A 26,107-nucleotide genomic window follows, 5' to 3' on the forward strand; every position below is an offset into this window, starting at 1 on the left:
GTGCCGGGCGTGGCCGGCGCGACCACCGCCGCCGTCGGCCCGGGCGTGCCCGCCCGTACGGTCAGCGCGGCGGGCGCGCGTTCGCATAGGCCAAGGCACGGACTCGATTGCCAGACCGCCCCTTCCGCAGGCGTACCCGCCGGGCCCAGCTCCCGTTCCAGTCCCGCGCACACCTCGGCCGAGCCCTTCGCCGCGCAGGCCAGGTCCGTGCAGACGTGCAGCACGGTGGCGGGGCGCGGGGTGACCGAGAAGAGCGAGTAGAACGTGGCCACGCCGTACGCCTCCGCCGGCGGCGCGGTCAGCCGTCGGCACAGGTAGTCCAGCGCACCCGGACTGAGCCAGCCGATCCGGTCGTTGAGCGCGTGCAGGCCCGGGAGGAGCAGGTCGCGGCGGTCGCGCGCGGCCCGGCCGCCGCGCGCCCAGCGCAGCACGTCGCTGTCGCGTGCGTCCCCGCCGTCCCAGCCGTTCTCCGGCGGTCCCAGCAGATCGTCGACGGCGGCCCGTTCCTCGTCCGTGGGGCGGGCGGTGGGGGAGTACTTGAGGTCCATGGTCACTCACCTCGCCCGGGGGCTGCCGTGGGCTGTGCGGTGGTGGCGGTCACGGCGGCCGGTATGCGGTCGTCGGTTGCCGTACCGCCGGTCAGCTGCTCGTCTGTCAGTTTCTCCACCCGTATCGCGGACGCCTTGAACTCCGCCGTCCCCGCGATCGGGCAATTGGCCTCGATCGTCAGCGAGTTGGTGTCCACCTCGTCCGGGAAGTGCATCGTCATGAAGGCAAGGCCCGGCCGCAGTCCGGGATCGACCCATACGGGCGCCACGACAGCGCCGCGCCGCGACGCGATCCGCACCTCCTCGCCGGCCACCACACCCAGCCGGTCCGCGTCCTCCGGGCACAGCTCGACCATCTCGCCGCGCCGCAGCGGAGAGGAGTAACTCCCGCTTTGTACGCCGGTGTTGTAGGAGTCCAGCCGACGGCCGGTCGTCAGCCGGATCGGGTACTCCTCGTCCGTCAGGTCCACCGGGGGGTCGTGCCGGACGATCCCGAAGGGTGCGCGCGGGCCGCGCCGCGCCGGGTCCGCCTCCCACAGCCTGCCGTGCAGATACGACGGCTCGATGCGGTCCAGGGACGGGCACGGCCACTGGATGCCCTGGTGCTCGGCGAGCCGCCCGTACGTCATGCCGTAGTGCGCCGGCGAGACCGACCGCAGCTCGTCCCAGACCTGCTCGGCATCGGCGAACGTCCAGTCGTGGCCGAGCCGGGCCGCCAGCGCGCAGATGATGTCGATGTCCTCACGTGCCTCGTCCGGCGGCTCGACGGCCTTGCGTACCCGCTGCACGCGCCGCTCACTGTTGGTCGTCGTACCGTCCGTCTCGCACCACGCCGCGGTCGCGGGCAGCACGACATCGGCCAGCTCGGCGGTCTTCGTGAGGAAGATGTCCTGCACGACGAGGTGGTCCAGGGCGCTCAGCCGGCGGATCGCCTGGCCGCTGTCCGCCTCGGACTGGGCGGGGTTCTCGCCGACGCAGTACACGGCCCGCAGCTCGCGGCTGTCCATCGCCTCGAACATCTCGGTGAGGGTCCGGCCGTACTGTGGCCGGATCACCGTCGACCACGCCGACTCGAACTTCTCGCGGATGCCGGGGTCGAGGAGATCCTGGAAGCCGGGCAGCCGGTTCGGGATCGCGCCCATGTCGCCGCCGCCCTGCACGTTGTTCTGGCCGCGCAGCGGCTGCAGCCCGGAGCCGTACCGCCCGACGTGCCCGGTCAGCAGCGCCAGATTGATCAGCGCGCGGACGTTGTCGGTGCCGTTGTGATGCTCGGTGATGCCCAGCGTCCAGCACAACTGGGCGCGTTCGGCGGTGGCGTAGGCGTGCGCCAGGCTGCGGATCGCGGCGGCCGGCACGCCCGTCACCTGCTCGGCGGCGCTGAGCGTCCACGGCTCGACCTCCGCGACGTACGCCTCGAAGTCGCTGGTCGCCCGCGCGATGAAGGCGCGATTGGCGAGCCCGGCGTGGATGATCTCGCGGCCGATGGCGTGCGCGAGCGGGATGTCGGTGCCGACGTCGAGGCCGAGCCAGTGCTCCGCCCACTCGGCGGTGGAGGTACGGCGCGGGTCGACCGCATACATTCTGGCGCCGTTGTGTATGCCCTTCAGCACGTGCTGGAAGAAGATCGGGTGCGCGAAGCGGGCGTTGGAGCCCCACATCACGATCAGGTCGGTGTGCTCGACCTCTTCGTACGAGGAGGTGCCGCCGCCCGACCCGAAGGCGGCGGACAGCCCGGCGACGCTCGGCGCGTGACACGTACGGTTGCAGGAGTCGACGTTGTTGGTACTCATGACGACGCGCGCGAACTTCTGTGCCACGTAGTTCATTTCATTGGTGGCGCGGGAGCACGAGAACATCCCGAATGCGTCCGGGCCGTGCTCCGCGCGCGTCCGCGCGAACCCCTCCGCCGCGCGGTCCAGTGCCTCGTCCCAGTCCGCCCGCACGAGCGAGCCGTGGGCGTCCCGTACGAGGGGATGGGTGAGCCGCGGGTACGTCCCCGGCCGCCGGTCCTTCTTCTTCACGGTGCGCTCCCTGCGGAAGTAGGGGCGGGGGTGCGGGCAGTGGTACGGGCCGACGTGCGGGCCAGGAGGTCGGCGAGGGCGTGCACGGCGCGCAGCGTGGGCACCTCCGTCCTGGTGAGACCGGCCAGCTCGACCACGGCCGCCAGCAGGACGTCCAGTTCCAGCGGCCGGCCGCGCTCCAGGTCCTGGAGGGTGGAGGTCTTGTGGTCGCCGACCCGCTCGGCGCCCGCGAGCCGCCGCTCGACGGAGATCGCGGGCCGGCAGCCGACGGCCGCCGCCACCTCCAGCGCCTCGTGCATCATCGCGACGACCAGTTCGCGGGTGTCGGCGTGCCGGCAGATCTCGGCCATGGTGGCCCGGGCCAGCGCGCTGATCGGATTGAACGAGATGTTGCCGAGCAGCTTGATCCAGATGTCCTCGCGCAGCGCCGGCTCCACCGGACACTTCAGGCTGCCGGCCCGCATGGCCTCGCCGAAGTCCGTACAGCGCGCGGACATGCTGCCGTCGGGCTCCCCGACGGAAAACCGCGTCCCCTCCAAGTGCCGTACCACGCCCGGCTCCTGGATCTCGGTCGCCGCGTAGACGACGCAGCCGATGGCCCGCTCGGGCGGCAGTACGGCGCTGACCGCGCCGCCGGGGTCGACGCTCTCGATGCGGCGGCCGGTGTACGGCCCGGGCAGTCGGTGGAAGTACCACCACGGGATGCCGTTCTGCGCGGCGATCACGGCGGTCCGCTCGTGCAGCAGCGGATGCACCAACGGGCCGCAGCCGGCATAGGCGTTGGCCTTCAGGCCGAGGAACACGTAGTCCACGGGGCCGATCGCGGCGGGGTCGTCGGTGGCCGGCACCCGGGCGGTGAAGTCCCCGCGCGGGCTCAGTACTCGTACGCCGTCCCGCCGCATGGCCGCCAAGTGCGGCCCACGGGCGAGGAGATGAACCTCGGCGCCGCCGCGATGGAGCGCGGCCCCGACATAGGCACCGATCGCTCCGGCGCCGACAACTGCCACTTTCACCGGAGAGCTCCGTTCAGTCAGCGGAGTCGACAGAATATTGTCTACAGTATTCGCTGGCAGGGGAGCAAGGGGCGTGCGAGCCCGGGATTCACGGATTCAGCTGTCGGTCAGTTGTCGGTCAGCCGCCGGTCAGTTGCTGAGGGGCTCGGCGATGTGCTCGCCCCACGGATGTCCGACGCGCGGCAGCGGCCCGGCCGGAGAGTGCCCCGGCCGGGCCGCCACCTTCGGATTCAGGGGATGCGCCGCTCCCCGGCTCAGACCTCCCCGCGCCAGCCGCCGGTCGGCTCACCGCGCGACTCGATGAACTTCTTGAAGTTGCCGAGGTCGGTGCTGGCCTTGCGGCGGACGAAGCCGAGCTTGTCGCCGACCGTGTCCGCGATGCCCTCCGGGTCGTGCTCCAGCTGGAGCATCACCTTGGTGTGCTGGTCGTCGAGACGGTGGAAGGTCACCACGCCGGCCTGGCGCGCCTCACCGGCCACGGTGGTCCACGCGACCCGCTCGTCGGGGATCTGCTCGGTGATCTCCGCGTCGAACTCGCGGGTCACCCCTCCGACCTTGGTGACCCAATGGGTCAGTGTCGGTGTGCGCTGCTCGATGCGCTCGACCCCGTCCATGAACCGGGGGAACTCCTCGAACTGTGTCCACTGGTTGTAGGCCACCGGCACCGGGACGGCCACCTCGACCGATTCCTCGATCTTCGACATGGTCCGGGCTCCTCCTCTCGTGAACGTGCAGGGCTCCCCGCGTACCCGCGAACTCCGGGTCGACGCAGGGAAACCCGGACCGGCTCCGCTCATCGAGGTGATACAGATCACCGGCGCGGCCTGTGTGCGGTAGGTTGCGCTCGGTAGACTGTAGACGATAACCAATTGCCGCCCGGCGCCTCCGAGTCGCGGAGCCGCGGAGTACCCGAGTACTGGAGTGCCGGCGTCCGAGTCGTAGAGGGGGACCGCGATGCTGTCCACTGGGCTGCCGCAAGGGGCCGTGCCGAAGCTCGAACGCCCCGGCCCGTTGCGCGAGCGTGTCTACGAAGCGCTGCTCGAACTCATCACCACCCGCGCCCTGCAGCCCGGCCAGCATCTGGTCGAGAGCGAACTCGCCGGTCACCTCGGCGTCTCCCGGCAGCCGGTGCGCGAGGCGCTGCAGCGGCTGAACACCGACGGCTGGGTCGATCTGCGCCCCGCGCAAGGCGCGTTCGTGCACGAGCCGACCGAGGAGGAGGCCGATCAGCTGCTGAGCGTGCGGACCCTGCTGGAGGCGGAGGCGGCCGGGCTGGCCGCTCAGCACGCCACCGAGGCCGGCATCGAGAAGCTGCTGGCGCTGTGCGCGCAGGGCGAGCAGGCGGTGCGCGACGACAACGTGGACCTCGCCGTCGCCACCAACGCGGAGTTCCACGCCACGATCATGGAGCAGGCCAGCAACGCCGTGCTCGCCGAGCTGGCCGAGCAGGTCGGCCGGCGGGTGCGCTGGTACTACACGCCGGTCGCCCGGCAGCGCGGCAAGCAGTCCTGGATCGAGCACCGTGAGCTGATCGAGGCGATCGCCGCGGCCGACGGCCTCCGCGCCACGAAGATCATGCGCGCACACACCGAGCACACCCGCCGTACGTACCACGAGCGGGCGGGCGCCAAGGAGTCCTGAACGGCCGTACGGGGCGCGGGAGTTGATGGGCCACGGGCCGTTTACGGCCTGGCGGCCCCGGCGTGCTGGAACAGTGCCGTCCAGAGGAACGGCTCGCCGAAGCGCGGGGACTCCGGCGGCTCGTCGTGCATGTGGCGCAGCTCCACCTCCGTCAGGTCGGAGAAGATCCAGCGCAGCGACTCCGCGGTGTAGGCGAGCCCGCCGTGCAGCCCGGACCGGCGGTAGAGGTCCCCGTCGGGGACCTCGGAACCCATCCCGCCGGCCGCGAAGCAGGACAACGCGAAGTGGCCGCCGGGCGCCAGCGCACGGTCGAGGAGCGCCAGGTAACTGATGCGGCGGTGCGGCGGCAGGTGATGGAAGCAGCCGGAGTCGTAGATCAGGTCGTACGGACCGGCGAGTGCGCCGTCGGTGAGGGCGAAGGCGTCGCCGCAGTGGAAGGCGATCTCGGCCCCGGCCTCGCGGGCGCGGTCCTCGGCCCAGGCGAGGGCCGCCGGGGAGAGGTCGACGGCGTCCACTTCGAAGCCCAGTGAGGCGAGGTGCAGCGCGTTGCGACCCGGCCCGCAGCCCAGGTCCAGCGCGCGCCCCGGCGTGATCAGCCCGCGTTCGAGGTACGAGACCAGGTTCTCGTCCGGCTTCGCCACGAAGAACGGCACCTCTCTGGTGCGGTCCGCGTAGAAGTCGTCCCACCAGGAGGCCCCGCCCGTCGTCCAGCGGTCCGCCTCCGGCGCGAACAGGCCGTCCAGGAGCCTGAGTACATCGTCGACGGTACGTATGTGCCGGTCCATCCGGTCCCCCTTTCCTCTCCGGTGATCGTAGGCGTGGCGGTGATCGTAGACGTGGCAGCGCCGGCGTCCTCGCGCGCAAGACTTTGTCCCGCGTCAGGAGAAAGTCGGTATGGATTCTGTCCGTAGTACTTCCTCGTTCGGACAAGCGCTGCTACGTTCCCCTCGAAAGCCCGGTGGGACGGCCGAAAACGGCCCGTCCGCACGCACCGGACGCGACCAGGACTCGGCGGGTGCCGAGTACGGCTGGAGGGCGGCGTGAGGCGCATGACGGCGAGGCCCGCGAACGCGCACCAGGCGCGGCTTCTTCGCCTGCTGCGCGACCAGGGGCCCAACTCCCGTGCCCAGCTGGGCGATCAGGTCGACCTGTCGCGTTCCAAGCTCGCGGTCGAGGTCGACCGTCTGCTGGATACCGGCCTGGTCGTCGCCGACGGGCTGGCCGCCTCCCGGGGCGGCCGCCGCTCCCACAACATCCGGCTCGCGCCCTCGCTGCGCTTCCTCGGCGTCGACATCGGCGCGACCTCGGTCGACGTGGCGGTCACCAACGCCGAACTGGAGGTGCTCGGCCACCTCACCCAGCCGATGGACGTACGGGCCGGACCCGTCGCCGTCTTCGACCAAGTACTCGCGCTGGCAGCCAAGTTGAAGGACAGCGGGCTCGCCGAGGGGTTCGACGGGGCGGGCATCGGCGTGCCGGGCCCGGTCCGCTTCCCCGAGGGCGTGCCCGTCGCGCCGCCGATCATGCCGGGCTGGGACGGCTTCCCCGTACGGGAGGCGCTCAGCCAGGAGCTGGGCTGCCCGGTCATGGTCGACAACGACGTGAACCTCATGGCGCTGGGGGAGCAGCACGCGGGCGTGGCCCGTACCTCGCAGGACTTCCTCTGCGTCAAGATCGGTACGGGCATCGGCTGCGGCATCGTCGTCGGCGGCGAGGTCTACCGCGGTACGACCGGCAGCGCCGGCGACATCGGCCACATCCAGGTCGAGCCGAACGGCCGCCGCTGCGCCTGCGGCAACGCCGGCTGCCTGGAAGCGTACTTCGGCGGCGCCGCGCTCGCCCGCGACGCGGAGGACGCGGCACGCGACGGCCGCTCGGCCACGCTCGCGGACCGTCTCGAGGCGGCCGGCGCGCTCGCCGCTTCGGACGTCTCGGTCGCCGCCGCCTCCGGCGATCCCACCGCACTGGAACTGATCAAGGCCGGCGGCACCCGCACCGGGCAGGTCATCGCCGGGCTCGTCAGCTTCTTCAACCCGGGCCTCGTGGTGATCGGCGGCGGCGTGACCGGCCTCGGCCACACGCTGCTGGCCGCGATCCGCACGCAGGTCTACCACCAGTCGCTGCCGCTGGCGACCGGCAACCTCCCCATCGTACTGGGGGAGTTGGGCCCGCTGGCCGGGGTGACCGGTGCGGCCCGACTGATCAGCGATCACCTGTTCTCGCCCGCCTGAGCCCGCCTGAGCCCGCCGGGCCGGACGACGGCCCGAAGCCCTGAGGAACCGCGCTCCACAGCACCGCTGAAGTAGCTGAAGTAGCTGAAGTACCAGCATCGCTCACGTCCCAGCACCGCTGAAGTCCGCCAGTACACCGCTGAGTGACGGCTTGTCATGCCGTGATGACGCATGTCCGCACGCGCCCCGCCCCGCCCTGTCCGCTCACCGGCGTACCGCCGAGGAGGCCCGTCATGGCACCAGCGCACCGCCCCGCACCACCACCGTCGCCGCCGGCGGCACACGAACCCGCCGGACCGCTGCTCACCATGGCCGGCATCACCAAGTCCTTCCCCGGCGTCCGCGCGCTGGACGGCGTCGACCTGGACGTCGTCGCGGGCGAGGTGCACTGCCTGCTCGGCCAGAACGGCGCCGGCAAGTCCACCCTGATCAAGGTGCTGGCCGGCGCCCACCAGCCCGACGGCGGCACCATCCGCTGGCGCGGCGAGACCGTCTCCCTCAAGTCCCCGATCGCCGCCATGCGGCTCGGCATCGCCACCATCTACCAGGAGCTGGACCTGGTGGAGCACATGTCCGTCGCGGAGAACGTCTTCCTCGGGCACGAGCGCGCCACCGGCGGCTTCATCCGCACCGGGGAGGCCCGCGAACGGACCGCCGAACTGCTCGCCCGCCTGGGCCACCCCGAGATCGGCCCCGGCACGCTCGTCGGCCGGCTCTCCGCCGCCGGACAGCAGATCGCGTCCATGGCCCGCGCCCTCTCGCACGACGTACGGCTGATCGTCATGGACGAGCCGTCCGCCGCGCTCGACCCCGACGAGGTCGACAACCTCTTCCGCATCGTCGCCGCGCTCACCGCCTCCGGCGTCGCCGTCGTCTACATCTCGCACCGGCTGGAGGAGATCCGGCGGATCGGCGACCGCGTGACGGTACTGAAGGACGGGCGGACGGCCGCCCGCGGCCTGGACGCGCACGCCACCCCCACCCGCGACATCGTCGCCCTGATGACCGGCCGCGACGTCGAGTACGTCTTCCCCGAACGGCGCGCGGCCACCGACCGTACTACCGGCCCGACGCACTCGGCTCCGGACCGCCCCGGCCCCGTACTCAGCGTCGAAGGGCTCGCCCGCGACGGGGAGTTCGGGCCGGTCGACTTCCGGCTGCGTCCCGGGGAGATCCTCGGGCTCGCCGGACTCGTCGGGTCAGGGCGCTCGGAAATACTGGAGACCGTATACGGTGCGCGGCGGCCCACCGCCGGCCGCGTACTCGTCGGCGGCCGACCGCTGCGGCCCGGCAGCGTCACCGCCGCCGTACGCGCTGGGCTCGGCCTCGCCCCCGAAGAGCGCAAGTCCCAGGCGCTGCTGCTCCTGGAGTCCGTCAGCCGGAACGTTTCCCTCTCCTCGCTGCCGCACTTCGCGCGGGCCGGCTGGCTGAACCGGCCCGCCGAACGGGCCGGCGCCCTGGCCGCCACCCGCGGTCTCTCGCTGCGCCCCGACGACCCCGACCGCCCGGTCCGCACGCTTTCCGGCGGCAATCAGCAGAAGGCCGTACTGGCCCGCTGGCTGCTCCGCGGCTGCCGCGTACTCCTGCTGGACGAGCCGACCCGCGGCGTGGACGTCGGCGCGCGTGCCGAGCTGTACGCGCTGATCAGGCGGCTCGCGGACGACGGCGTCGCCGTCCTGCTGGTTTCCAGCGAGGTGCCCGAGGTCCTCGGGCTCGCCGACCGGGTGCTCGTCCTGCGCGAGGGCCGCGTCGTGCACGAGGGCGAGGCGGCGGCACTGGACGAGCACCGGGTGCTGGACCTGGTGATGAGCGACGGCCCCGGGCCCGTAACGGTACCGGCCTCCGGACGCCCGGCCACCGACGAGCCGACCGCCACCGACAAGCCGCCCGCCACCGACAAGCCGTCCGCCGCCGACAAGACGTCCGCCCCCGAGGAGCCGCCGGCCCCGACACCGCGAGGAGACCGCCCGTGAACACCTCCGAAGGACACGCCCTCCCGGCCGAGGCGGGCAGCGCGCCCCCGGGCCCGGCCGCACCGGCCGCCGGCGACACCCGGCACGCCCGCGCCCGCCGCCCCGACGTCCGCAACCTCTCGCTGCTCGGGGTGCTCGCCGCACTCGTACTGGTCGGCGCGCTCACCAAGCCCGAGCAGTTCCTGAGCGTGCAGAACCTCCAGCTCGTCCTCACCCAGGCGTCCGTGATCGGCGTGGTCACCGTCGGCGTCACCTTCGTCATCATCGGCGGCGGCATCGACCTGTCCGTCGGCGCGATGGTGGCGCTCGCCACGGTCTGGGCGACGACGGTGGCCACCCAGCAGTACGGCCTCGGCGGCATCCTGCTGTGTTCGCTGCTGGTCGCCCTGGGCTGCGGGCTGGTCAACGGGCTGCTGGTGTCGTTCGGCGGCATCGTGCCCTTCATCGCCACCCTCGCCATGCTCGCCTCGGCCCGCGGCCTCGCGCTGCAGATCAGCCAGGGCGGCACCCAGGTGGTGTCCGTCGAGCCGGTGCTCGCGCTGGGCCGCCGGGACGCGTACCTGCTCGGCGTCCCGCCCATCGTGCTGGTCTTCGCCGCCGTCACGGCCGCCGGCTGGCTGCTGCTGAACCGTACGACCTTCGGCCGGCGCACCGTCGCGGTCGGCGGCAACCCGGAGGCGGCCCGGCTGGCCGGCATCGACGTCCGCCGCCAGCGGCTGCTGCTGTACCTGCTGTCCGGGCTGTGCTGCGGGATCGCGGCCTTCCTGCTGATCGTGCTGACCGGCTCGGGCCAGAACACCAACGGGAACCTCTACGAACTCGACGCCATCGCCGCGGCCATCATCGGCGGCACCCTCCTCAGCGGCGGCCGCGGCACCATCACCGGCTCCGTCCTGGGCGTCCTCGTCTTCACCACGATCACCAACCTGTTCGCCCTGAACAACCTGGAGACCGCCGTCCAGCAGATCGCCAAGGGCGCCATCATCGTCGCCGCCGTACTGGTACAGAAGGGCCGCAAGTCATGACCGAGCGCAACCCAAAGGTTCCGTCGACCAGCCGCAGGAACATGCTCTTCGGCGCCGCCGCCGTCTCCGCGGGCGCCGTCCTCACCGCCTGCACCAGCAACGAGAACAACGCCGCGGCCGGCACCGGCAAGCAGCAGCAGGCCGGCGGGGTCGACGACAAGCCCGGCAAGAAGGTCACCATCGGCTTCGCCGGACCGCAGGCCGACCACGGCTGGCTGAACGCGATCAACCAGAACGCCAAGGAGCGCGCGAAGCAGTACGAGGACGTCACCCTGGAGATCACCGAGGGCTCGAACGACACGGCCCAGCAGATCGGGCAGATCGAGACCCTGATCAACAAGAAGGTCGACGTGCTGGTCATCCTGCCCGCCGACGGCAAGGCGCTCACCCAGGTCGGCCTGAAGGCCATGCGGGCCGGCATCCCCGTCGTCAACCTCGACCGGGTCTTCGCCTCCCAGCAGGCGTACCGCTGCTGGGTCGGCGGCGACAACTACGGCATGGGCCTGAACGCCGGGAACTACATCGGCGAGCAGCTGAAGGACAAGAAGAACGCCAAGGTCGTCGAGCTGGCCGGGATCGACAACCTGGAGCTGACCCGGCAGCGCACCAAGGGCTTCGACGACGCCCTGAAGAACTACCCCAACATCGAGAAGGTGGGCCGGCAGGCCGCCGAGTTCACCGTCGAGTCGGGCCAGTCCAAGATGGCCGGGCTGCTCCAGGCCCACCCCGACTTCGACGCCCTGTGGAACCACGACGACGACCAGGGCGTGGGCGCCGAGCGGGCCATCGAACAGGCGGGCCGGGACGGCTTCCTCATGGTCGGCGGCGCCGGTTCCCGCAAGGTCATGGACACCATCAAGGCCGGCAACTCCGTACTGAAGGCCACCGTGCTCTACCCGCCGACGATGTCCGCCTCCGCGATCGACCTGGCCCGCGCGCTCGCCCAGGGCAAGGGGGTCAGCGGCATGGCCGAGCTGGAGATCCCCGCCTCGATCACCCTGTACTCGGCGGTCGTCACCAAGGACAACGTCGACGACTACCTGCCGAGCGGCTTCAACTGACACCGGTCGACCGTACTCAACCGACATTCAGTCGGCATACCACCACCGATGAGGTGATGCATGGACGACAACCAGAAGGACCCCACCCCCGACGGCCGCCCCGCACTGGGGATCGGCATGGTCGGCTACGCCTTCATGGGCGCCGCGCACTCCCAGGGCTGGCGCACCGCGCCCCGGGTCTTCGACCTGCCGCTGCGCCCCGCCATGAACGCCGTCTGCGGCCGGGACGCCGGTGCCGTACGCGCCGCCGCCGACCGCCTCGGCTGGGCCGCGGCGGAGACCGACTGGCGGGCCCTGATCGCCCGCGACGACGTCGACCTGGTCGACATCTGCACGCCCGGCGACAGCCACGCCGAGATCGCCCTCGCGGCCCTCGAAGCGGGCAAGCACGTCCTGTGCGAGAAGCCGCTGGCCAACTCCGTCGCGGAGGCGGAGGCCATGGCGGCCGCCGCCGAGTCGGCACGGGCCCGCGGCCGGATCGCCATGGTCGGCTTCAACTACCGCCGCACGCCCGCGATGGCGCTCGCCCGGCGGTTCGTCGCGGAGGGCCGCATCGGTACGCTGCGCCAGCTGCGCGCCACGTACCTGCAGGACTGGCTGGTCGACGAGCGGGCGCCGATGAGCTGGCGGCTGCGCAAGGACAGCGCGGGCTCCGGCGCGCTGGGCGACCTCGGCGCGCATATCGTCGACCTCGCGCAGTACCTGGCGGGGGAGCTGCTGACGGGCGTCTCGGCGGTCACCGAGACCTTCGTACGGCAGCGGCCGCTGCCCTCGGGCGGTGGCACGGGCGAGGTGACGGTGGACGACGCGGCGCTGTTCACCGGCCGGTTCGCCTCGGGCGCGCTGGCGTCCTTCGAAGCCAGCCGGGTCGCGGCGGGCCGCAAGAACTCCCTCCGCATCGAGGCCAACGGCGACCGCGGCTCGCTCTCCTTCGACCTGGAACGCCTCAACGAGCTGTCCTTCCACGACCACACCGAACCGGCCGAGGCGGCGGGCTTCCGCCGCATCCTGGTCACCGAGCCGGACCACCCGTACCTGGAGGCGTGGTGGCCGCCGGGACACGGCCTCGGGTACGAGCACACCTTCGTCCACCAGGCCCGCGACCTGGTGCACGCCATCGCGGCGGGCACCGACCCCACGCCGTCCTTCGCCGACGGGCTGCGCGTACAGCGCGTACTGGCCGCCGTCGAGGAGAGCGCCGCGAAGAACTGCGTCTACACCCCCGTATCGGCCTGAGGAGGTCCCCTACCGTGCCACGCCAGTTCACTCTCTTCACCGGTCAATGGGCCGACCTCCCCCTGGAGGAGGTCTGTCGCATGGCCCGCGACTTCGGCTACGACGGACTGGAACTCGCCTGCTGGGGCGACCACTTCGAGGTGGACAAGGCGCTCGCCGACCCCGCCTACCTCGACTCGCGCCACGCGATGCTCGACAAGTACGGCCTCAAGTGCTGGGCGATCTCCAACCACTTGGTGGGCCAGGCGGTCTGCGATGCCATCATCGACGAGCGGCACCAGGCGATCCTGCCCGCCCGCATCTGGGGCGACGGCGAGGCCGAGGGCGTACGGCAGCGCGCCGCCGCCGAGATGAAGGACACGGCCCGCGCGGCCGCCGCGTTCGGCGTCGACACCGTCATCGGCTTCACCGGCTCGTCGATCTGGCACCTGGTCGCCATGTTCCCACCGGCCCCCGAGGCGATGATCGAGCGCGGTTACGAGGACTTCGCCGCGCGCTGGAACCCCATCCTCGACGTCTTCGACGCCGAAGGCGTGCGGTTCGCCCACGAGGTGCACCCGAGCGAGATCGCGTACGACTACTGGACCACCCAGCAGGCCCTGGACGCGGTCGACCACCGGCCCGCCTTCGGGCTCAACTTCGACCCGTCCCACTTCGTCTGGCAGGACCTGGACCCGGTCGGCTTCCTCTGGGACTTCCGCGACCGGATCTACCACGTCGACTGCAAGGAGGCCAGGAAGCGCCTCGACGGCCGCAACGGTCGGCTCGGCTCCCACCTGCCCTGGGGCGACCCGCGGCGCGGCTGGGACTTCGTCTCGGCCGGGCACGGCGACGTCCCCTGGGAGGACTGCTTCCGGATGCTGCGCTCGATCGGGTACGAGGGGCCGGTGTCGGTGGAGTGGGAGGACGCCGGCATGGACCGGCTGCAGGGCGCCCCCGAGGCGCTGGCCCGGCTCAAGGCGTACGACTACGAGCCGCCGACGGCGTCGTTCGACGCGGCGTTCGGCAGCGCGGACGCCTGACACTGACGCCTGACACACCACACTCCTTTGTCCTTCTGAGGGAAGAAGTCCTCGCTCTCTCGTGTCAAAGGTCTATCCGCAGCGAGCAAACGCGACTACCTTCGCCTCTGGTGTCACGTACATGTACATGAGGCTCGCACAGCGCACTGAACTCCCAGCACCGCCCACCGCACGGCACTTCAACCCGCCCGGGAGGCACCGCGTGCACAGAAGACGTCTCAGAATCCGCCCCGCCCTAGCCCTTTTCACGGGCGGCCTGCTCGCCGCAGGCTCGCTCGCGCTCGGCGTCACCCCCACCTCCGCGACGCCGGCCGCTCCAGCGGCCGCCGCCGAGGACTTCCAGCAGGTCACCCTCGCCAAGGGTGAGGCCGAGACGGGCGAGCCGATGACGCTCGCCGTCCTCCCCGACCGCTCGGTCCTGCACACGTCCCGCGACGGCACGCTCCGGCTGACCGACGCCACCGGCTACACCAAGGTCGCAGGCAAGCTCCCCGTCTACACACACGACGAGGAGGGCCTGCAGGGCGTCGGCGTGGACCCCGGCTTCAAGGACAACCGGTTCATCTACCTGTTCTACGCCCCGCCGCTGGACACCCCCACCGGTGACGCGCCCGACAACGGCACCGCCGCCGACTTCGCCAAGTTCGACGGCCTGAACCGGCTCTCCCGCTTCGTCCTCAAGGCGGACGGCACGCTGGACACCGCCAGCGAGAAGAAGATCCTGGAGGTGCCCACCTCGCGCGGCACCTGCTGCCACGTCGGCGGCGACATCGACTTCGACGCGCAGGGCAACCTCTACCTCTCCACCGGCGACGACTCCAACCCGTTCGCCTCCGACGGCTACACGCCCATTGACGAGCGCGCCGACCGCAACCCCGCGTACGACGCCCAGCGCAGCGCGGGCAACACCAACGACCTGCGCGGCAAGATCCTGCGTATCAAGGTCAAGGCCGACGGCTCGTACGACATCCCCGAGGGCAACCTCTTCGCGCCCGGCACCGAGAAGACCCGGCCCGAGATCTACGCCATGGGCTTCCGCAACCCCTTCCGGATGAGTGTCGACAAGCCCACCGGCATTGTGTACGTCGGTGACTACGGCCCCGACGCGGGCGCCGCGAGCCCGACCCGCGGCCCGGCCGGACAGGTCGAGTTCGCCCGCGTCACCAAGGCCGGCAACTACGGCTGGCCGTACTGCACCGGCGACAACGACGCCTACATCGACTACGACTTCGCCACCGGGAAGTCCGGCGAGGCCTTCGACTGCGCCGCGCCCAAGAACACCTCGGTCCACAACACGGGCCTGACCGACCTGCCGCCGGCCCAGGCCGCGTGGATACCGTACGACAACGCCTCCGTACCGGAGTTCGGCAGCGGCTCCGAGTCCCCGATGGGCGGCCCGGTCTACCGTTACGACGGCGCGCTCGACTCCAAGGTGAAGTTCCCCGAGGCATACGACGGCGACTTCTTCGCCGGTGAGTTCGGCCGCCAGTGGATCAAGCGGATCGAGAAGACCGACGACGGCACCGTCCAGTCCATCAACGCCTTCCCCTGGACCGGCACCCAGATCATGGACATGGCCTTCGGCCCCGACGGCGCGCTGTACGTACTGGACTACGGGCTGAACTGGTTCGGCGGCGACGAGCACTCCGCGCTGTACCGCATCGAGAACGCCACCGACGGCCACTCACCGGTCGCCGAGGCGAAGGTCGACCGCACCTCGGGCCAGGCGCCGCTGAAGGCGAAGTTCGGCGCGAGCGCGACCGACCAGGACGGCGACGCGGTGACGTACGCCTGGGACTTCGGCGACGGTGGCAAGTCCACGGCGCAGAACCCGACTCACACGTACAAGAAGAACGGCACCTACTCGGCGACCGTCACCGCCAAGGAAGCCACGGGCCGCACCGGTTCGGCCAGCGTGCACCTCACGGTCGGCAACACCGCGCCCAAGGTGACGCTCGAACTCCCCGGCAACGGGCAGCTCTTCACCTTCGGCGACAAGGTCCCCTTCAAGGTCAAGGTGACCGACCCCGAGGACGGCCGCATCGACTGCTCCAAGGTCACCGTCACCCACATCCTCGGCCACGACAGCCACGGCCACGCGGTCACCTCGGCGAACGGCTGCGAGGGCACCATCCAGACGCTGGCCGACGGTGAACACGACGCCAACGCCAACATCTTCGGGGTCTTCGACGCCGAGTACACCGACAAGGGCGCGAACGGCCAGCCGGCGCTGACCACCCACGCCCAGAGCGTCACCCAGCCGAAGCACCGCCAGGCCGAGCACTTCAGCTCCTCCCAGGGCGTGTCGGCCGTGAACCACACGCCGGCCCACGGCGGGAAGACCGTCGGCAATATTCACAACGGCGACTGGATCGCCTTCACCCCCTACATCGTCTCCAACGCCACGAAGCTGACCGCTCGGGTCGCCTCTGCGGGCGCCGGCGGCACGCTGGAGATCCGTACGGGCAAGCCCGACGGCAGGCTGCTCGGCACGGCGAAGGTGCCGGTGACCGGCGGCTGGGAGACGTACACCGACGTCAGCACGGCCATCGCCAAGCCGCCCGCCGGCACGACGACGCTCTACCTCGTCTTCAAGGGGAGCGGCACGGCGGCGCTGTACGACGTGGACGACTTCGAGATCACGACGGAGTGACCGCTCCGCGGTGATCAGGCGGGCGGGCCACCGGGTCCGCCCGCCCCTCGCCCCGCCCGCTCCTCGCCCCGCCACACCTGCTCAGAGCGACCTTGCCCAGCCACCCCCCGCTGCTGGAGGAAGGACTCCGCACATGCACGCGTACCAGCGCACCGTACGGCGGCACAGACGGCAGACCGTACAGCGGCTCGGCATCACCGCCGCGGCGGCCGCCGCCCTGCTCGCCACGATGGCGCTGCCCGGCGCCGCCGCACCCCAGGGTGGCGCGGGCGCGGCCGACGGCGCCCGGGTCCTGGTCTTCTCCAAGACCGCCGGCTTCCGCCACGACTCGATTCCGCAGGGCATCGCCACGGTCAAGGACCTCGGCGCGCAGCACGGCTTCGCCGTCGACGCGACGGAGGACGGCGGCGCCTTCACCGACGCCAACCTCGCCCGCTACGACGCCGTGGTCTTCCTCTCCACGACCGGCGACGTCCTCGACCCCGCCCAGCAGACCGCCTTCGAGAAGTACATCGGCAAGGGCGGCGGCTACGTCGGGGCGCACGCGGCCGCCGACACCGAGTACGACTGGCCCTTCTACGGCGGCCTGGCCGGCGCGTACTTCCAGTCGCACCCGGCCATCCAGCCCGCCACCGTACGTGTCGAGGACCGGGCCCACCCCGCCACCGCCCACCTGGCGGCGGCCTGGGACCGCACCGACGAGTGGTACAACTACCGCACCAACCCGCGCGAGCGCGCCCACGTCCTCGCCGCCCTCGACGAGTCGACGTACACCGGCGGCACGATGAGCGGGGACCACCCCCTCGCCTGGTGCCAGGAGTACCGCGGCGGCCGCGCCTTCTACACGGGCGCCGGCCACACCAAGGAGTCCTACGCCGAGCCCGCCTTCCGGACCCACCTCCTCGGCGGCATCCGGTATGCCACGGGCCAGGCCCAGGCCGACTGCCGACCGGAGACCGGCTACACCGCCCTCTTCGACGGCAGTGCGGCGAGCCTGAAGGGCTGGAAGCAGGCGGGCCCCGGCTCCTTCACCCTGAACGAGGACGACGCCACGCTCACCTCCACGGGCGGCATGGGCATGCTCTGGTACGCGGCCAAGGAGCAGCACGCCTACTCCCTGAAGCTGGACTGGAAGATGGCGAGCGAGTCCGGAGACGACAACTCGGGCGTCTACGTGGGCTTCCCCGCCTCCGACGACCCCTGGTCGGCGGTCGACAACGGCTACGAGATCCAGATCGACGCCACCGACACCCCCGACCACACCACCGGCTCCGTCTACGGCTTCCAGGCCGCGGACATCAAGGCCCGGGACGCGGCCCTGAACCCGCCGGGGGAGTGGAACACCTATGAGATCCGCGTCCAGGGCGAACGCCTGAAGGTCTTCCTCAACGGCCGCAAGATCAACGACTTCACCAACCACGACCCGGCCCGCTCCCTGCGCCAGGGCTACGTCGGCATCCAGAACCACGGCCCCGACGACCAGGTCGCCTTCCGCCACATCCGCATCAAGGAACTGGGGGAGAAGGGCGGTCGCGGGTGAGGGGGAACAGCGCGGGAGCTGCGTTCGGTCGGGACAGCGGTGCTGTGAGTGCGGATGAGGAGACGGGAGGGCGTATGGGTACGGAAAGTGGTTCGGGTTCGGGTTCGGGTTCCGGTTCGGGTTCCGGTTGGGGTTTGAGTTCTGGATCTGGGTCTGGGTCGGGGTCTGGGTCGGGGTCTGGATCTGGGTCGGGTTCGGGTTCCGGTCGTACGGGGGTGTGGCTGATCGGTGCGCGGGGATCGGTCGCGACGACCGTCGTCGCGGGCTGCGCGGCACTCGCCGCCGGGCTGCACGAGCCGACCGGCATGGTCACCGAGACCGCCGCGTTCGCCGACGTGTCGCTGCCGCCGCTCGCCTCACTCGTCTTCGGCGGCCACGACATCACGTCCTGCCCGCTGCCGAAGCGCGCCGAGCAGCTCGCCGCCGGTGGTGTCATGCCGCACGGCCTGCCCCGTTCCGTACACGCCGAACTCGCTGCCGCCGACGCCGAGATCCGCCCCGGCGGCCCGCAACCGGGAGACACCCGGGACGACGAGGCCCTGACCGCCGCCTTCGCCACGGATCTCCGTACGTTCCGCCGTACGCACCACCTGGACCGGGTGGTCGTGATCAACGTCGCTTCGACGGAACCGGGCGTGGGGGGAGAGGGGGCGGACCCGTCAGCGGAACGCCTCCCGGCCAGCTCCCTCTACGCGCTCGCCGCGCTCCGCGCCGGCTGCTCGTACGTCAACTTCACGCCTTCCACCGGCCTCCATCACCCCCTCCTCCGCGATACGGCCCGCTGCAGTGGCCTTCCGTACGCGGGCCGGGACGGCAAGACCGGCCAGACCCTGCTGCGCTCCGCCCTGGCGCCGATGCTGGCGCAGCGCGCGCTGGCCGTACGGGCCTGGTCCGGTACGAACCTGCTCGGCGGGGGAGACGGCGCCGCACTCGCCGACCCGGCCGCCGCTGCCGCGAAGAACGCGGGCAAGGCCGCCGTACTCCGTGACACCCTCGGCGAACTCCCGCCCGGCGACCTGCACATCGACAACGTTCCGGCACTGGGCGACTGGAAGACGGCGTGGGACCACGTCGCGGTCGACGGTTTCCTCGGCAGCCGGGTGATCCTCCAGACCATCTGGCAGGGCTGCGACTCGGCCCTCGCCGCCCCGCTCGTCCTGGACCTGGCCCGCCTGGTGTCGGCCGCTCACGCGGCCGGCCTCAGTGGCCCGCTCCCCGGACTCGGCTTCTACTTCAAGGACCCGGACAGCGGCCCGGCCGCCCTGTCGGACCAGTACACGGCGCTCACCACCACCTTCGCCACCCGCCTCCGGGAGGCGCACCGGTGATCCCTCTCCCGCGCTTCCTCCGCAACGGCGAGGGCCCCCGCCGAGGCAACGGCTTCGACGGCGAGGGCCCCCGCCGAGGCAACGGTTCCGACCGCGAGGGCGCCTGCCGAGGCAACGGTTCCGACGGCGAGGGCGTCCGCCGCCCTCTCCGCGCCTGGGCGGAGCTGCTCCGGATCTCCGCTCCGGCCAGCGTCCCCGGCGACCTTCTCGCCGGGGCGGCCGCCGCCGGGCTGCGCCCCAACGCCCGTACGGCGCTGGCCGCCTGCTCCTCCCTCTGCCTGTACGAAGCCGGCATGGCCCTGAACGACTGGGCCGACCGCGACATCGACGCCCTCGAACGCCCGCACCGCCCCATCCCCTCCGGCCGCATCACCCCCGGCGCTGCCCTCGCCGCGGCCGGCGGGCTGACAGCGGCGGGGCTGGCGTGCGCGGCGGCGGCCGGCCGCCCGGCCCTGGCCACCGCCACCGCCCTGGCCGCCACGGTCTGGGCCTACGACCTGCACCTCAAGAACACCCCCGCCGGCCCCACCGCCATGGCCTGCGCCCGCGCCCTCGACCTCCTCCAGGGCGCCGTCGCGACGCCGGGCAGGGGCGGTGGTGCGAGTGCGGGTGCGGGCGGTGGTACGGGTGCGGGCACTGGGGCGGGCGGTGGTACGGGTACGAGTACGGGCACTGGGGCGGGCCGCGGTACGGGTACGAGTGGGGCGGCTCTCCGCGCCCTCCCCTCGGCCGCCCTGCTCGGCGCGCACACCTTCACCGTCACCACCGTCTCCCGCCGCGAAACCCAGGGCTCCTCCTCGTCCCTGCCCCTCCTCGCCCTCGCCGCCGTGACCGCACTCGCCAACGCGGCAGCCGGCCGCTTCCCCTCCCGCCCGGCCTCCGGTGACAACGCAACCCGATCACCTGCGCAAGCCAACGCACCCCGACCACCTGCGCAAGGCAACGCAGCCCCGCCGCCTGCGCGAGACAGCACCGCCCCGCCGCCCGCGCAAGGCGGCAAGGTCTCCACCGGCAGCGGAGGGCTGACAGCCACCTCGGCGCGGGCCCTCGCACCCCCTCTCCTCGCCGCGGGCTACGCGGTCACCGCCGCCCGCCCCCTCCTCGTCGCCGCGCTCAACCCGTCACCCCACTTCCTCCAACGGGCCGTCGGCGGCGGCATCCGCGCGATGATCCCGCTGCAGGCGGCCCTCGCCGCACGAGCCGGTGCACCGGCCACCGGCGCGGCGGTGCTCGCGCTCATCCCCGTCGCCCGTCGCCTGTCCCGAAAGGTCAGCCCGACATGACCCCAACACCCCCACCACGGGACAAGCCCCGCTCACCGCACTCCCCGGCTTCGCCGCCCCTCCGCCTCGCCTACGGAACCAACGGCCTCACCGACCTCCGTCTGACCGACGCCCTGGCCCTCCTCTCCGACCTCGGCTACGACGGTGTCGCGCTCACCCTCGACCACATGCACCTCGACCCCCTCGCCCCGGGCCTGGCCGCCCGCACGGCGCGGGTGGCCGACACCCTGCGCGACACGGGCCTCGCCGTCGCGATCGAGACCGGCGCCCGCTACGTACTCGACCCGTATCGCAAACACCACCCCACCCTCATCGACCCCGACCCGGACGCCCGCGCCGCCCGCACCGACCTGCTGCGCACCGCCGTACGCGTCGGCGCGGACCTGGGCGCCACCGCCGTCCACTGCTTCAGCGGCATACGCGACCCCGGCAGCACGGACGCCGACTCATGGCAGCGCCTCGCCGCCGCCCTGGACCCCGTCGCCGCGGCGGCCTCGGACGCCGGGCTGCCGCTCGCCGTGGAACCGGAACCCGGCCACCTCCTCTCCGACCTCGCTGCCTTCCACCACCTCCGTACGGTCATGGGCGCCCCCGACCCGGACATACTCGGGCTGACCCTCGACATCGGCCACTGCCAGTGCCTGGAACCGGCCCCGCCCGCCGACTGCATCCGTGCCGCCGCGCCCTGGACCCGGCACGTCCAGCTGGAAGACATGCGCCGCGGCGTCCACGAACACCTTCCCTTCGGTGACGGCGAGATCGACTTCCCGCCGGTACTCGCCGCCCTCCGCGACACGGCCTACCGCGGCCTGGTCAGCGTCGAGCTGCCCCGCCACTCCCACGCCGGCCCCGAACTGGCCCGCACCTCCCTTCACTTCCTCCGTTCCCACCTCTCCGAACCAGCCTTTTCGGTCCCGGCGCTGTCCGCCGCGAGCCGCAGCGGAGGTGACCCGTGCTGACCTCCGACCTGACCCCGGACGACCCCTGGATCACCCGTCTCGACAAGGCACTCCGCGACCGCCTCGGCGCCGGCGCCCGCGCCTGGCTCGACGAGGCCCTGACCGAAGCCACCACCCACGCCACCGGTGGCACCCACGGCGGCGGAGCCACCCCCAGTGCCCCGGAGGCCGACGGACCCCGCTCTGCGGAGGCCGGGACCACCGCCCCCGCCCCCGCCCGACGCTCGCCGTCGTCGGCCGCCGCCCCCACTTGGGAGACCCGCTTCGCCGCTGCCGGGAGGCACTGCGTGCGGAGGGAACCGCCGCATCATGCCGACCCGGAGGCCGCCGAGGCCGCGCGAGTGCTGATCCTGTGCGCCGCCCGCGCCGACGGCGCCACCGTCACCCGGCTGTACGAGCACGGCACGGCCGCCGAACGCCGGGCCGTACTCCTCGCACTCCCGCACCTGCCGGCCCCGCCGCCGCGCACGGACGGCACGACCAGCACCGCCGACTCGACCAGTACGACCGGCACGGACGACCCGTACGGCCTGCCGCTCATCGAGGACGCCCTGCGGACGAACGACACGCGGCTGGTGGCCGCGGCCGTGGGCCCGTACGCCGCACGGCACCTCGATGCGCACGCCTGGCGGCACGCCGTACTCAAGTGCCTGTTCACCGGAGTGCCGGTGGACGCCGTCGCCGCTCTCGCCGAACGCTCCCGCGGCGATGCCGAACTCGCCCGGATGCTCGACGACTACGCCCGTGAACGCACCTCGGCCGGCCGTCCCGTACCCGACGATCTGGCTCGCGTGCTCGCTCTCACCCAGCTGTCCCCCCTGTCCGCCGACGCATCCGCCGACCTGCCCAACGACGTGGCCGCCGGCTCGTCCGGCCGAGCGTCCGCTGATCCGTCCCCCGAGGAGGCGTAACCCCGATGCGTATCTTCGATCCGCACATCCACATGACCTCCCGCACCACCGACGACTACGAGGCCATGTACGCGGCCGGCGTGCGTGCCCTCGTCGAACCGGCCTTCTGGCTGGGGCAGCCGCGGACCTCACCGGAGAGCTTCTTCGACTATTTCGACTCCCTTCTCGGCTGGGAGCCCTTCCGGGCCGCCCAGCACGGCATCGCCCATCACTGCACCATCGCGCTCAACCCCAAAGAGGCGAACGACCCCCGCTGTACCCCCGTCCTCGACGCCCTGCCCCGCTACCTCGTAAAAGACTCGGTCGTCGCCGTCGGCGAGATCGGCTACGACTCGATGACCCCGGCCGAGGACACCGCCCTGGCCGCCCAGCTCCAACTGGCCGCGGACCACGGCCTCCCGGCCCTCGTCCACACCCCCCACCGCGACAAGTCCGCCGGGCTCAAACGCACCCTCGACGTCCTGCGCGAATCCGACCTGCCCCCCGATCACGTCGTCCTGGACCATCTCAATGAGACAACGGTAGGGGACGCCACTGACAGTGGCTGCTGGCTGGGCTTTTCCATCTATCCGGACACCAAGATGGACCCGGAACGGATGGTGCGGATCCTCCGCGTGCACGGCACGGAGCGGATCCTCGTCAACTCCGCGGCGGACTGGGGCCGCAGCGACCCGCTCAAGACGCGGCACGTCGGCGAGGCGATGCGCGCCGCCGGATTCTCCGACGACGACGTGGATCAGGTGCTGTGGCGCAACCCCGTCGCCTTCTACGGCCAGAGCGGCCGGCTCTCCCTCGACATCGCCGACCCCGGCGCCCTCCACGAGGGCAACTCCATCCTCCGCGGCGGGGAATGAGGAGGCGGCGGACCCATGCGCTTCCGGCACCCCGACGGTTCCACCGTCCACCTCGCGTACTGCACCAACGTCCACCCCGCCGAGACGCTCGACGGCGTGCTGGCCCAGCTGCGCGACCACTGTGAGCCCGTACGCAAACGGCTGGGCCGGGACCGGCTCGGCATCGGACTCTGGCTCGCCCGCGCCGCGGCCCGCGCGCTGACATCTGACCCCGTGGCGCTCCGCCGGCTGCGCCGGGAGCTGGACGCGCGCGGCCTCGAGGTCGTCACCCTCAACGGATTCCCGTACGAGGGGTTCGGTGACAGCCGCGTCAAGTACCGGGTCTACCGGCCGGACTGGACCGAGCCGGCCCGGCTGGAGTACACGGCCGACCTCGCCCGGCTGCTGACCGCACTGCTCCCGGACGACGCCGCCGAGGGCACCATCTCCACTCTGCCGCTCGCCTGGCGTACGGATTTCGACGAGCACCGGCGTGCGACCGCGATGGCCGCGCTCCGCACTCTCGCCGCGCGCCTGGACGCGCTCCAGGACACCACCGGCCGCAGCATCCGCGTCGGCCTGGAGCCGGAGCCCGGCTGCACGATCGAGACCCTGGCCGATGCCCTCGGCGCGCTGACCGGCGCGCCGGCCATTCCGGGCATCCCGCCCCACCGCATCGGCGTCTGCGTCGACACCTGTCACCTCGCCACCTCCTTCGAGGAACCGGGACCGGCCCTGGACGCGCTGCACCGGGCGGGCATCCCCGTCGTCAAGACGCAGCTGTCCGCCGCCCTGCACGCCGAACACCCCGAACGGGCCGACGTCCGCGCCGCGCTCGGCGCCTTCGCCGAGCCCCGCTTCCTGCACCAGACCCGCACCCGGAACGCCGACGGCCTCCTTCTCGCCACGGACGACCTGGACGAGGCGCTCGGCGATGCGCTCGACGACGGGCTCGGCGAGGTGCTCGGCGACGGCGTGGGGGAGCGGACGGGGCTTCCCACCACCGCCCCCTGGCGCGCCCACTTCCACGTACCGCTGCACGCGCCGCCGCAGCCCCCGCTCACCTCGACCCTCCCCGTACTCCAGGACACCCTCGCCCATCTCGTCGGCCCGGCCGCGCCACCGCGCACCCACCACCTGGAGGTCGAGACGTACACCTGGCAGGCGCTGCCGCCCGAGCTGCGGCCGCGCACCCGCGCCCGGCTCGCCGACGGCATCGCCGCCGAACTCGCCCTCGCCCGCGACCTGCTGACCGACCTCGGCCTCAAGGAGCTGCCATGACCGCGCACGAGAGCAGCCCCGGAGACACCGCGGCGCCGTCCACAGACGCCGCGCCGCCCCAGCCCCTCCTCGTCCTCGACGTCGTCGGCCTCACCCCCCGGCTCCTCGACCACATGCCGCACCTCAAGGCGCTGGCCGCGGCCGGCTCGTACACCCCGCTGCGTACCGTCCTGCCGGCCGTCACCTGCACCGTCCAGTCGACCTTCCTCACCGGCGCGCCGCCCTCCCAGCACGGCATCGTCGGCAACGGCTGGTACTTCCGCGACGTCGGCGAGGTCCACCTCTGGCGGCAGCACAACGCCCTCGTGGGCGGCGACAAGCTCTGGGACGCGGCCCGCCGCGCCCACCCGGGCTACACCGTCGCCAACATCTGCTGGTGGTACGCCATGGGCGCGGACGTCGACTGGACCGTCACGCCCCGGCCCATCTACTACGCCGACGGCCGCAAGGAACCCGACTGCTACACCCGGCCGCCCGCCCTCCACGACGAGCTGACCGAACTGCTCGGCCCCTTCCCGCTCTTCACCTACTGGGGGCCCACGGCCTCGATCGCCTCCTCTCAATGGATCACCGACGCCAGCCGCCACATCCTGCGCACCCGCCACCCCGACCTCACTCTCACCTACCTCCCGCACCTGGACTACGACCTCCAGCGCTACGGGCCCGACGACCCCCGCTCGCACGCGGCCGCCGCCGCACTCGACGCCGTCATCGCGCCCCTCCTCGACGACGCCCGCGCGGCCGGCGTCACCGTCGTCGCCCTGTCCGAATACGGCATCACCCGCGCCCGCCGTCCCGTCGACATCAACCGCGCGCTGCGCCGGGCCGGCCTGCTGGAGGTGCACACCCAGGACGGGATGGAGTACCTCGACCCGACCGCGTCCCGCGCCTTCGCCGTCGCGGATCACCAGATCGCGCACGTCTACGTACGCCGCCCCGAAGACCTCGACGCGACCCGGGAAGCGCTCGCGGACCTCCCGGGGCTCGGCGAACTCCTCGACGACGCGGGCAAGAAGCAGCACGGGCTGGACCATCCGCGCGCCGGCGAACTCGTCGCCGTCGCCGAACCCGACGCGTGGTTCACGTACTACTACTGGCTCGACGACGCCCGGGCGCCGGACTTCGCGCGCCTCGTCGAGATCCACCGCAAGCCCGGCTACGACCCCGCCGAGCTCTTCATGGACCCGCGCGACCCCTACGTACGGCTACGCGCCGCCACCGCGCTCGCCCGCAAGAAGACCGGCATGCGCTACCGCATGGCCGTCGTCCCCCTCGATCCCGAGCCCGTGCGCGGCAGTCACGGGCGTATCCCGGACCACGAGGACGACGGACCCGTCCTGATCTGCTCCACCGCAGGCACGCTCACCACCCCCCTCGCTGCGACCGACGTGAAGTCCTTGCTCCTCAAGCTTGCCGCACGGCACTGACAATCGACCTTGGAGCCGTAATGACCAGCGACGTTCCCAACCCGCGCACCTCCCGCAACCCCGAGCTCGCGCGCCGGCTCGCCCGCCGCGGGTTCCTCGGCGTGGCCGCCGGCGCCACGGC

Annotated in this window: 21 protein-coding genes; 16 read left to right on the top strand and 5 right to left on the bottom strand. The window is 72.2% G+C overall.

The genetic code is table 11. The annotated features are described in order from the left end of the window. From ABT381_RS25280 to ABT381_RS25295, 4 genes are all read right to left on the bottom strand, one after another. Positions 1 to 548 (bottom strand): NADH-quinone oxidoreductase subunit NuoE family protein (locus ABT381_RS25280; RefSeq protein ID WP_351598602.1); only part of this gene is annotated, 548 nt, incomplete at its 3' end. Positions 549 to 550: 2 nt separating this feature from the next. Next, the gene (locus ABT381_RS25285; RefSeq protein WP_351598604.1) at positions 551 to 2,569 is read right to left on the bottom strand and encodes a molybdopterin oxidoreductase family protein; all 2,019 of its coding nucleotides are present in this window, start codon (positions 2,567 to 2,569) and stop codon (positions 551 to 553) included. Beyond that, positions 2,566 to 3,582, bottom strand: coding sequence for a 2-dehydropantoate 2-reductase (locus ABT381_RS25290; RefSeq protein ID WP_351598606.1), 1,017 nt, complete (start codon positions 3,580 to 3,582; stop codon positions 2,566 to 2,568). Before ABT381_RS25290 ends, ABT381_RS25285 begins: the two co-directional genes overlap by 4 nt. Positions 3,583 to 3,836: 254 nt before the next feature. Beyond that, entirely contained in the window at positions 3,837 to 4,286 is a 450-nt protein-coding gene (locus ABT381_RS25295; RefSeq protein WP_351598608.1) for an SRPBCC family protein, read from the bottom strand. 250 nt (positions 4,287 to 4,536) lie between these two features. Here ABT381_RS25295 and ABT381_RS25300 point away from each other — a divergent pair, with 250 nt between their 5' ends. Continuing rightward, entirely contained in the window at positions 4,537 to 5,223 is a 687-nt protein-coding gene (locus ABT381_RS25300; protein WP_351598610.1) for a GntR family transcriptional regulator, read from the top strand. A 41-nt stretch (positions 5,224 to 5,264) separates the two neighbouring features. On the opposite strand, the gene ABT381_RS25305 is transcribed toward ABT381_RS25300, so the two are convergent. Then, positions 5,265 to 6,008: a class I SAM-dependent methyltransferase gene (locus ABT381_RS25305; protein WP_351598612.1), complete on the bottom strand. Its 744-nt coding sequence runs from the start codon at positions 6,006 to 6,008 to the stop codon at positions 5,265 to 5,267. A gap of 264 nt (positions 6,009 to 6,272) precedes the next feature. Here ABT381_RS25305 and ABT381_RS25310 point away from each other — a divergent pair, with 264 nt between their 5' ends. From ABT381_RS25310 to ABT381_RS25380, 15 genes are all read left to right on the top strand, one after another. Then, positions 6,273 to 7,454, top strand: coding sequence for an ROK family transcriptional regulator (locus tag ABT381_RS25310; RefSeq protein WP_351598614.1), 1,182 nt, complete (start codon positions 6,273 to 6,275; stop codon positions 7,452 to 7,454). Between the two features lie 233 nt (positions 7,455 to 7,687). Continuing rightward, entirely contained in the window at positions 7,688 to 9,427 is a 1,740-nt protein-coding gene (locus ABT381_RS25315; protein ID WP_467754586.1) for a sugar ABC transporter ATP-binding protein, read from the top strand. Beyond that, positions 9,424 to 10,452 (top strand): ABC transporter permease, encoded by a 1,029-nt coding sequence (locus tag ABT381_RS25320; protein ID WP_351598616.1) that lies wholly within the window; start codon positions 9,424 to 9,426, stop codon positions 10,450 to 10,452. Before ABT381_RS25315 ends, ABT381_RS25320 begins: the two co-directional genes overlap by 4 nt. Then, positions 10,449 to 11,513: a substrate-binding domain-containing protein gene (locus ABT381_RS25325; protein ID WP_351598618.1), complete on the top strand. Its 1,065-nt coding sequence runs from the start codon at positions 10,449 to 10,451 to the stop codon at positions 11,511 to 11,513. The genes ABT381_RS25320 and ABT381_RS25325 overlap by 4 nt, the downstream gene beginning before the upstream one ends. A 60-nt stretch (positions 11,514 to 11,573) precedes the next feature. Next, positions 11,574 to 12,749: a Gfo/Idh/MocA family protein gene (locus ABT381_RS25330; RefSeq protein ID WP_351598620.1), complete on the top strand. Its 1,176-nt coding sequence runs from the start codon at positions 11,574 to 11,576 to the stop codon at positions 12,747 to 12,749. Positions 12,750 to 12,763: 14 nt separating this feature from the next. Then, positions 12,764 to 13,771, top strand: a complete 1,008-nt coding sequence (locus ABT381_RS25335) for a sugar phosphate isomerase/epimerase family protein (RefSeq protein WP_351598622.1) — start codon at positions 12,764 to 12,766, stop codon at positions 13,769 to 13,771. A 202-nt stretch (positions 13,772 to 13,973) separates the two neighbouring features. After that, positions 13,974 to 16,424 (top strand): PQQ-dependent sugar dehydrogenase, encoded by a 2,451-nt coding sequence (locus ABT381_RS25340; protein ID WP_351598624.1) that lies wholly within the window; start codon positions 13,974 to 13,976, stop codon positions 16,422 to 16,424. A gap of 133 nt (positions 16,425 to 16,557) precedes the next feature. Next, entirely contained in the window at positions 16,558 to 17,964 is a 1,407-nt protein-coding gene (locus ABT381_RS25345; RefSeq protein ID WP_467754585.1) for a ThuA domain-containing protein, read from the top strand. Positions 17,965 to 18,179: 215 nt separating this feature from the next. Next, positions 18,180 to 19,292, top strand: a complete 1,113-nt coding sequence (locus tag ABT381_RS25350; RefSeq protein WP_351598626.1) for an inositol-3-phosphate synthase — start codon at positions 18,180 to 18,182, stop codon at positions 19,290 to 19,292. Next, the gene (locus ABT381_RS25355; RefSeq protein ID WP_351598628.1) at positions 19,289 to 20,575 is read left to right on the top strand and encodes an SCO3242 family prenyltransferase; all 1,287 of its coding nucleotides are present in this window, start codon (positions 19,289 to 19,291) and stop codon (positions 20,573 to 20,575) included. The genes ABT381_RS25350 and ABT381_RS25355 overlap by 4 nt, the downstream gene beginning before the upstream one ends. Then, the gene (locus ABT381_RS25360) at positions 20,572 to 21,534 is read left to right on the top strand and encodes a sugar phosphate isomerase/epimerase family protein (RefSeq protein WP_351598630.1); all 963 of its coding nucleotides are present in this window, start codon (positions 20,572 to 20,574) and stop codon (positions 21,532 to 21,534) included. The genes ABT381_RS25355 and ABT381_RS25360 overlap by 4 nt, the downstream gene beginning before the upstream one ends. After that, positions 21,528 to 22,445: an EboA domain-containing protein gene (locus ABT381_RS25365; RefSeq protein ID WP_467754584.1), complete on the top strand. Its 918-nt coding sequence runs from the start codon at positions 21,528 to 21,530 to the stop codon at positions 22,443 to 22,445. Before ABT381_RS25360 ends, ABT381_RS25365 begins: the two co-directional genes overlap by 7 nt. Before the next feature lie 5 nt (positions 22,446 to 22,450). After that, entirely contained in the window at positions 22,451 to 23,299 is an 849-nt protein-coding gene (locus ABT381_RS25370) for a TatD family hydrolase (RefSeq protein WP_351598633.1), read from the top strand. A gap of 15 nt (positions 23,300 to 23,314) precedes the next feature. Further along, positions 23,315 to 24,559: a metabolite traffic protein EboE gene (gene eboE / locus ABT381_RS25375; RefSeq protein ID WP_351598635.1), complete on the top strand. Its 1,245-nt coding sequence runs from the start codon at positions 23,315 to 23,317 to the stop codon at positions 24,557 to 24,559. After that, entirely contained in the window at positions 24,556 to 25,986 is a 1,431-nt protein-coding gene (locus ABT381_RS25380; protein WP_351598637.1) for an alkaline phosphatase family protein, read from the top strand. Before eboE ends, ABT381_RS25380 begins: the two co-directional genes overlap by 4 nt. Positions 25,987 to 26,107 lie beyond the last annotated feature (121 nt).

This window comes from Streptomyces sp. NPDC000151 (genome assembly GCF_040301705.1).
Lineage (GTDB): Bacteria > Actinomycetota > Actinomycetes > Streptomycetales > Streptomycetaceae > Streptomyces.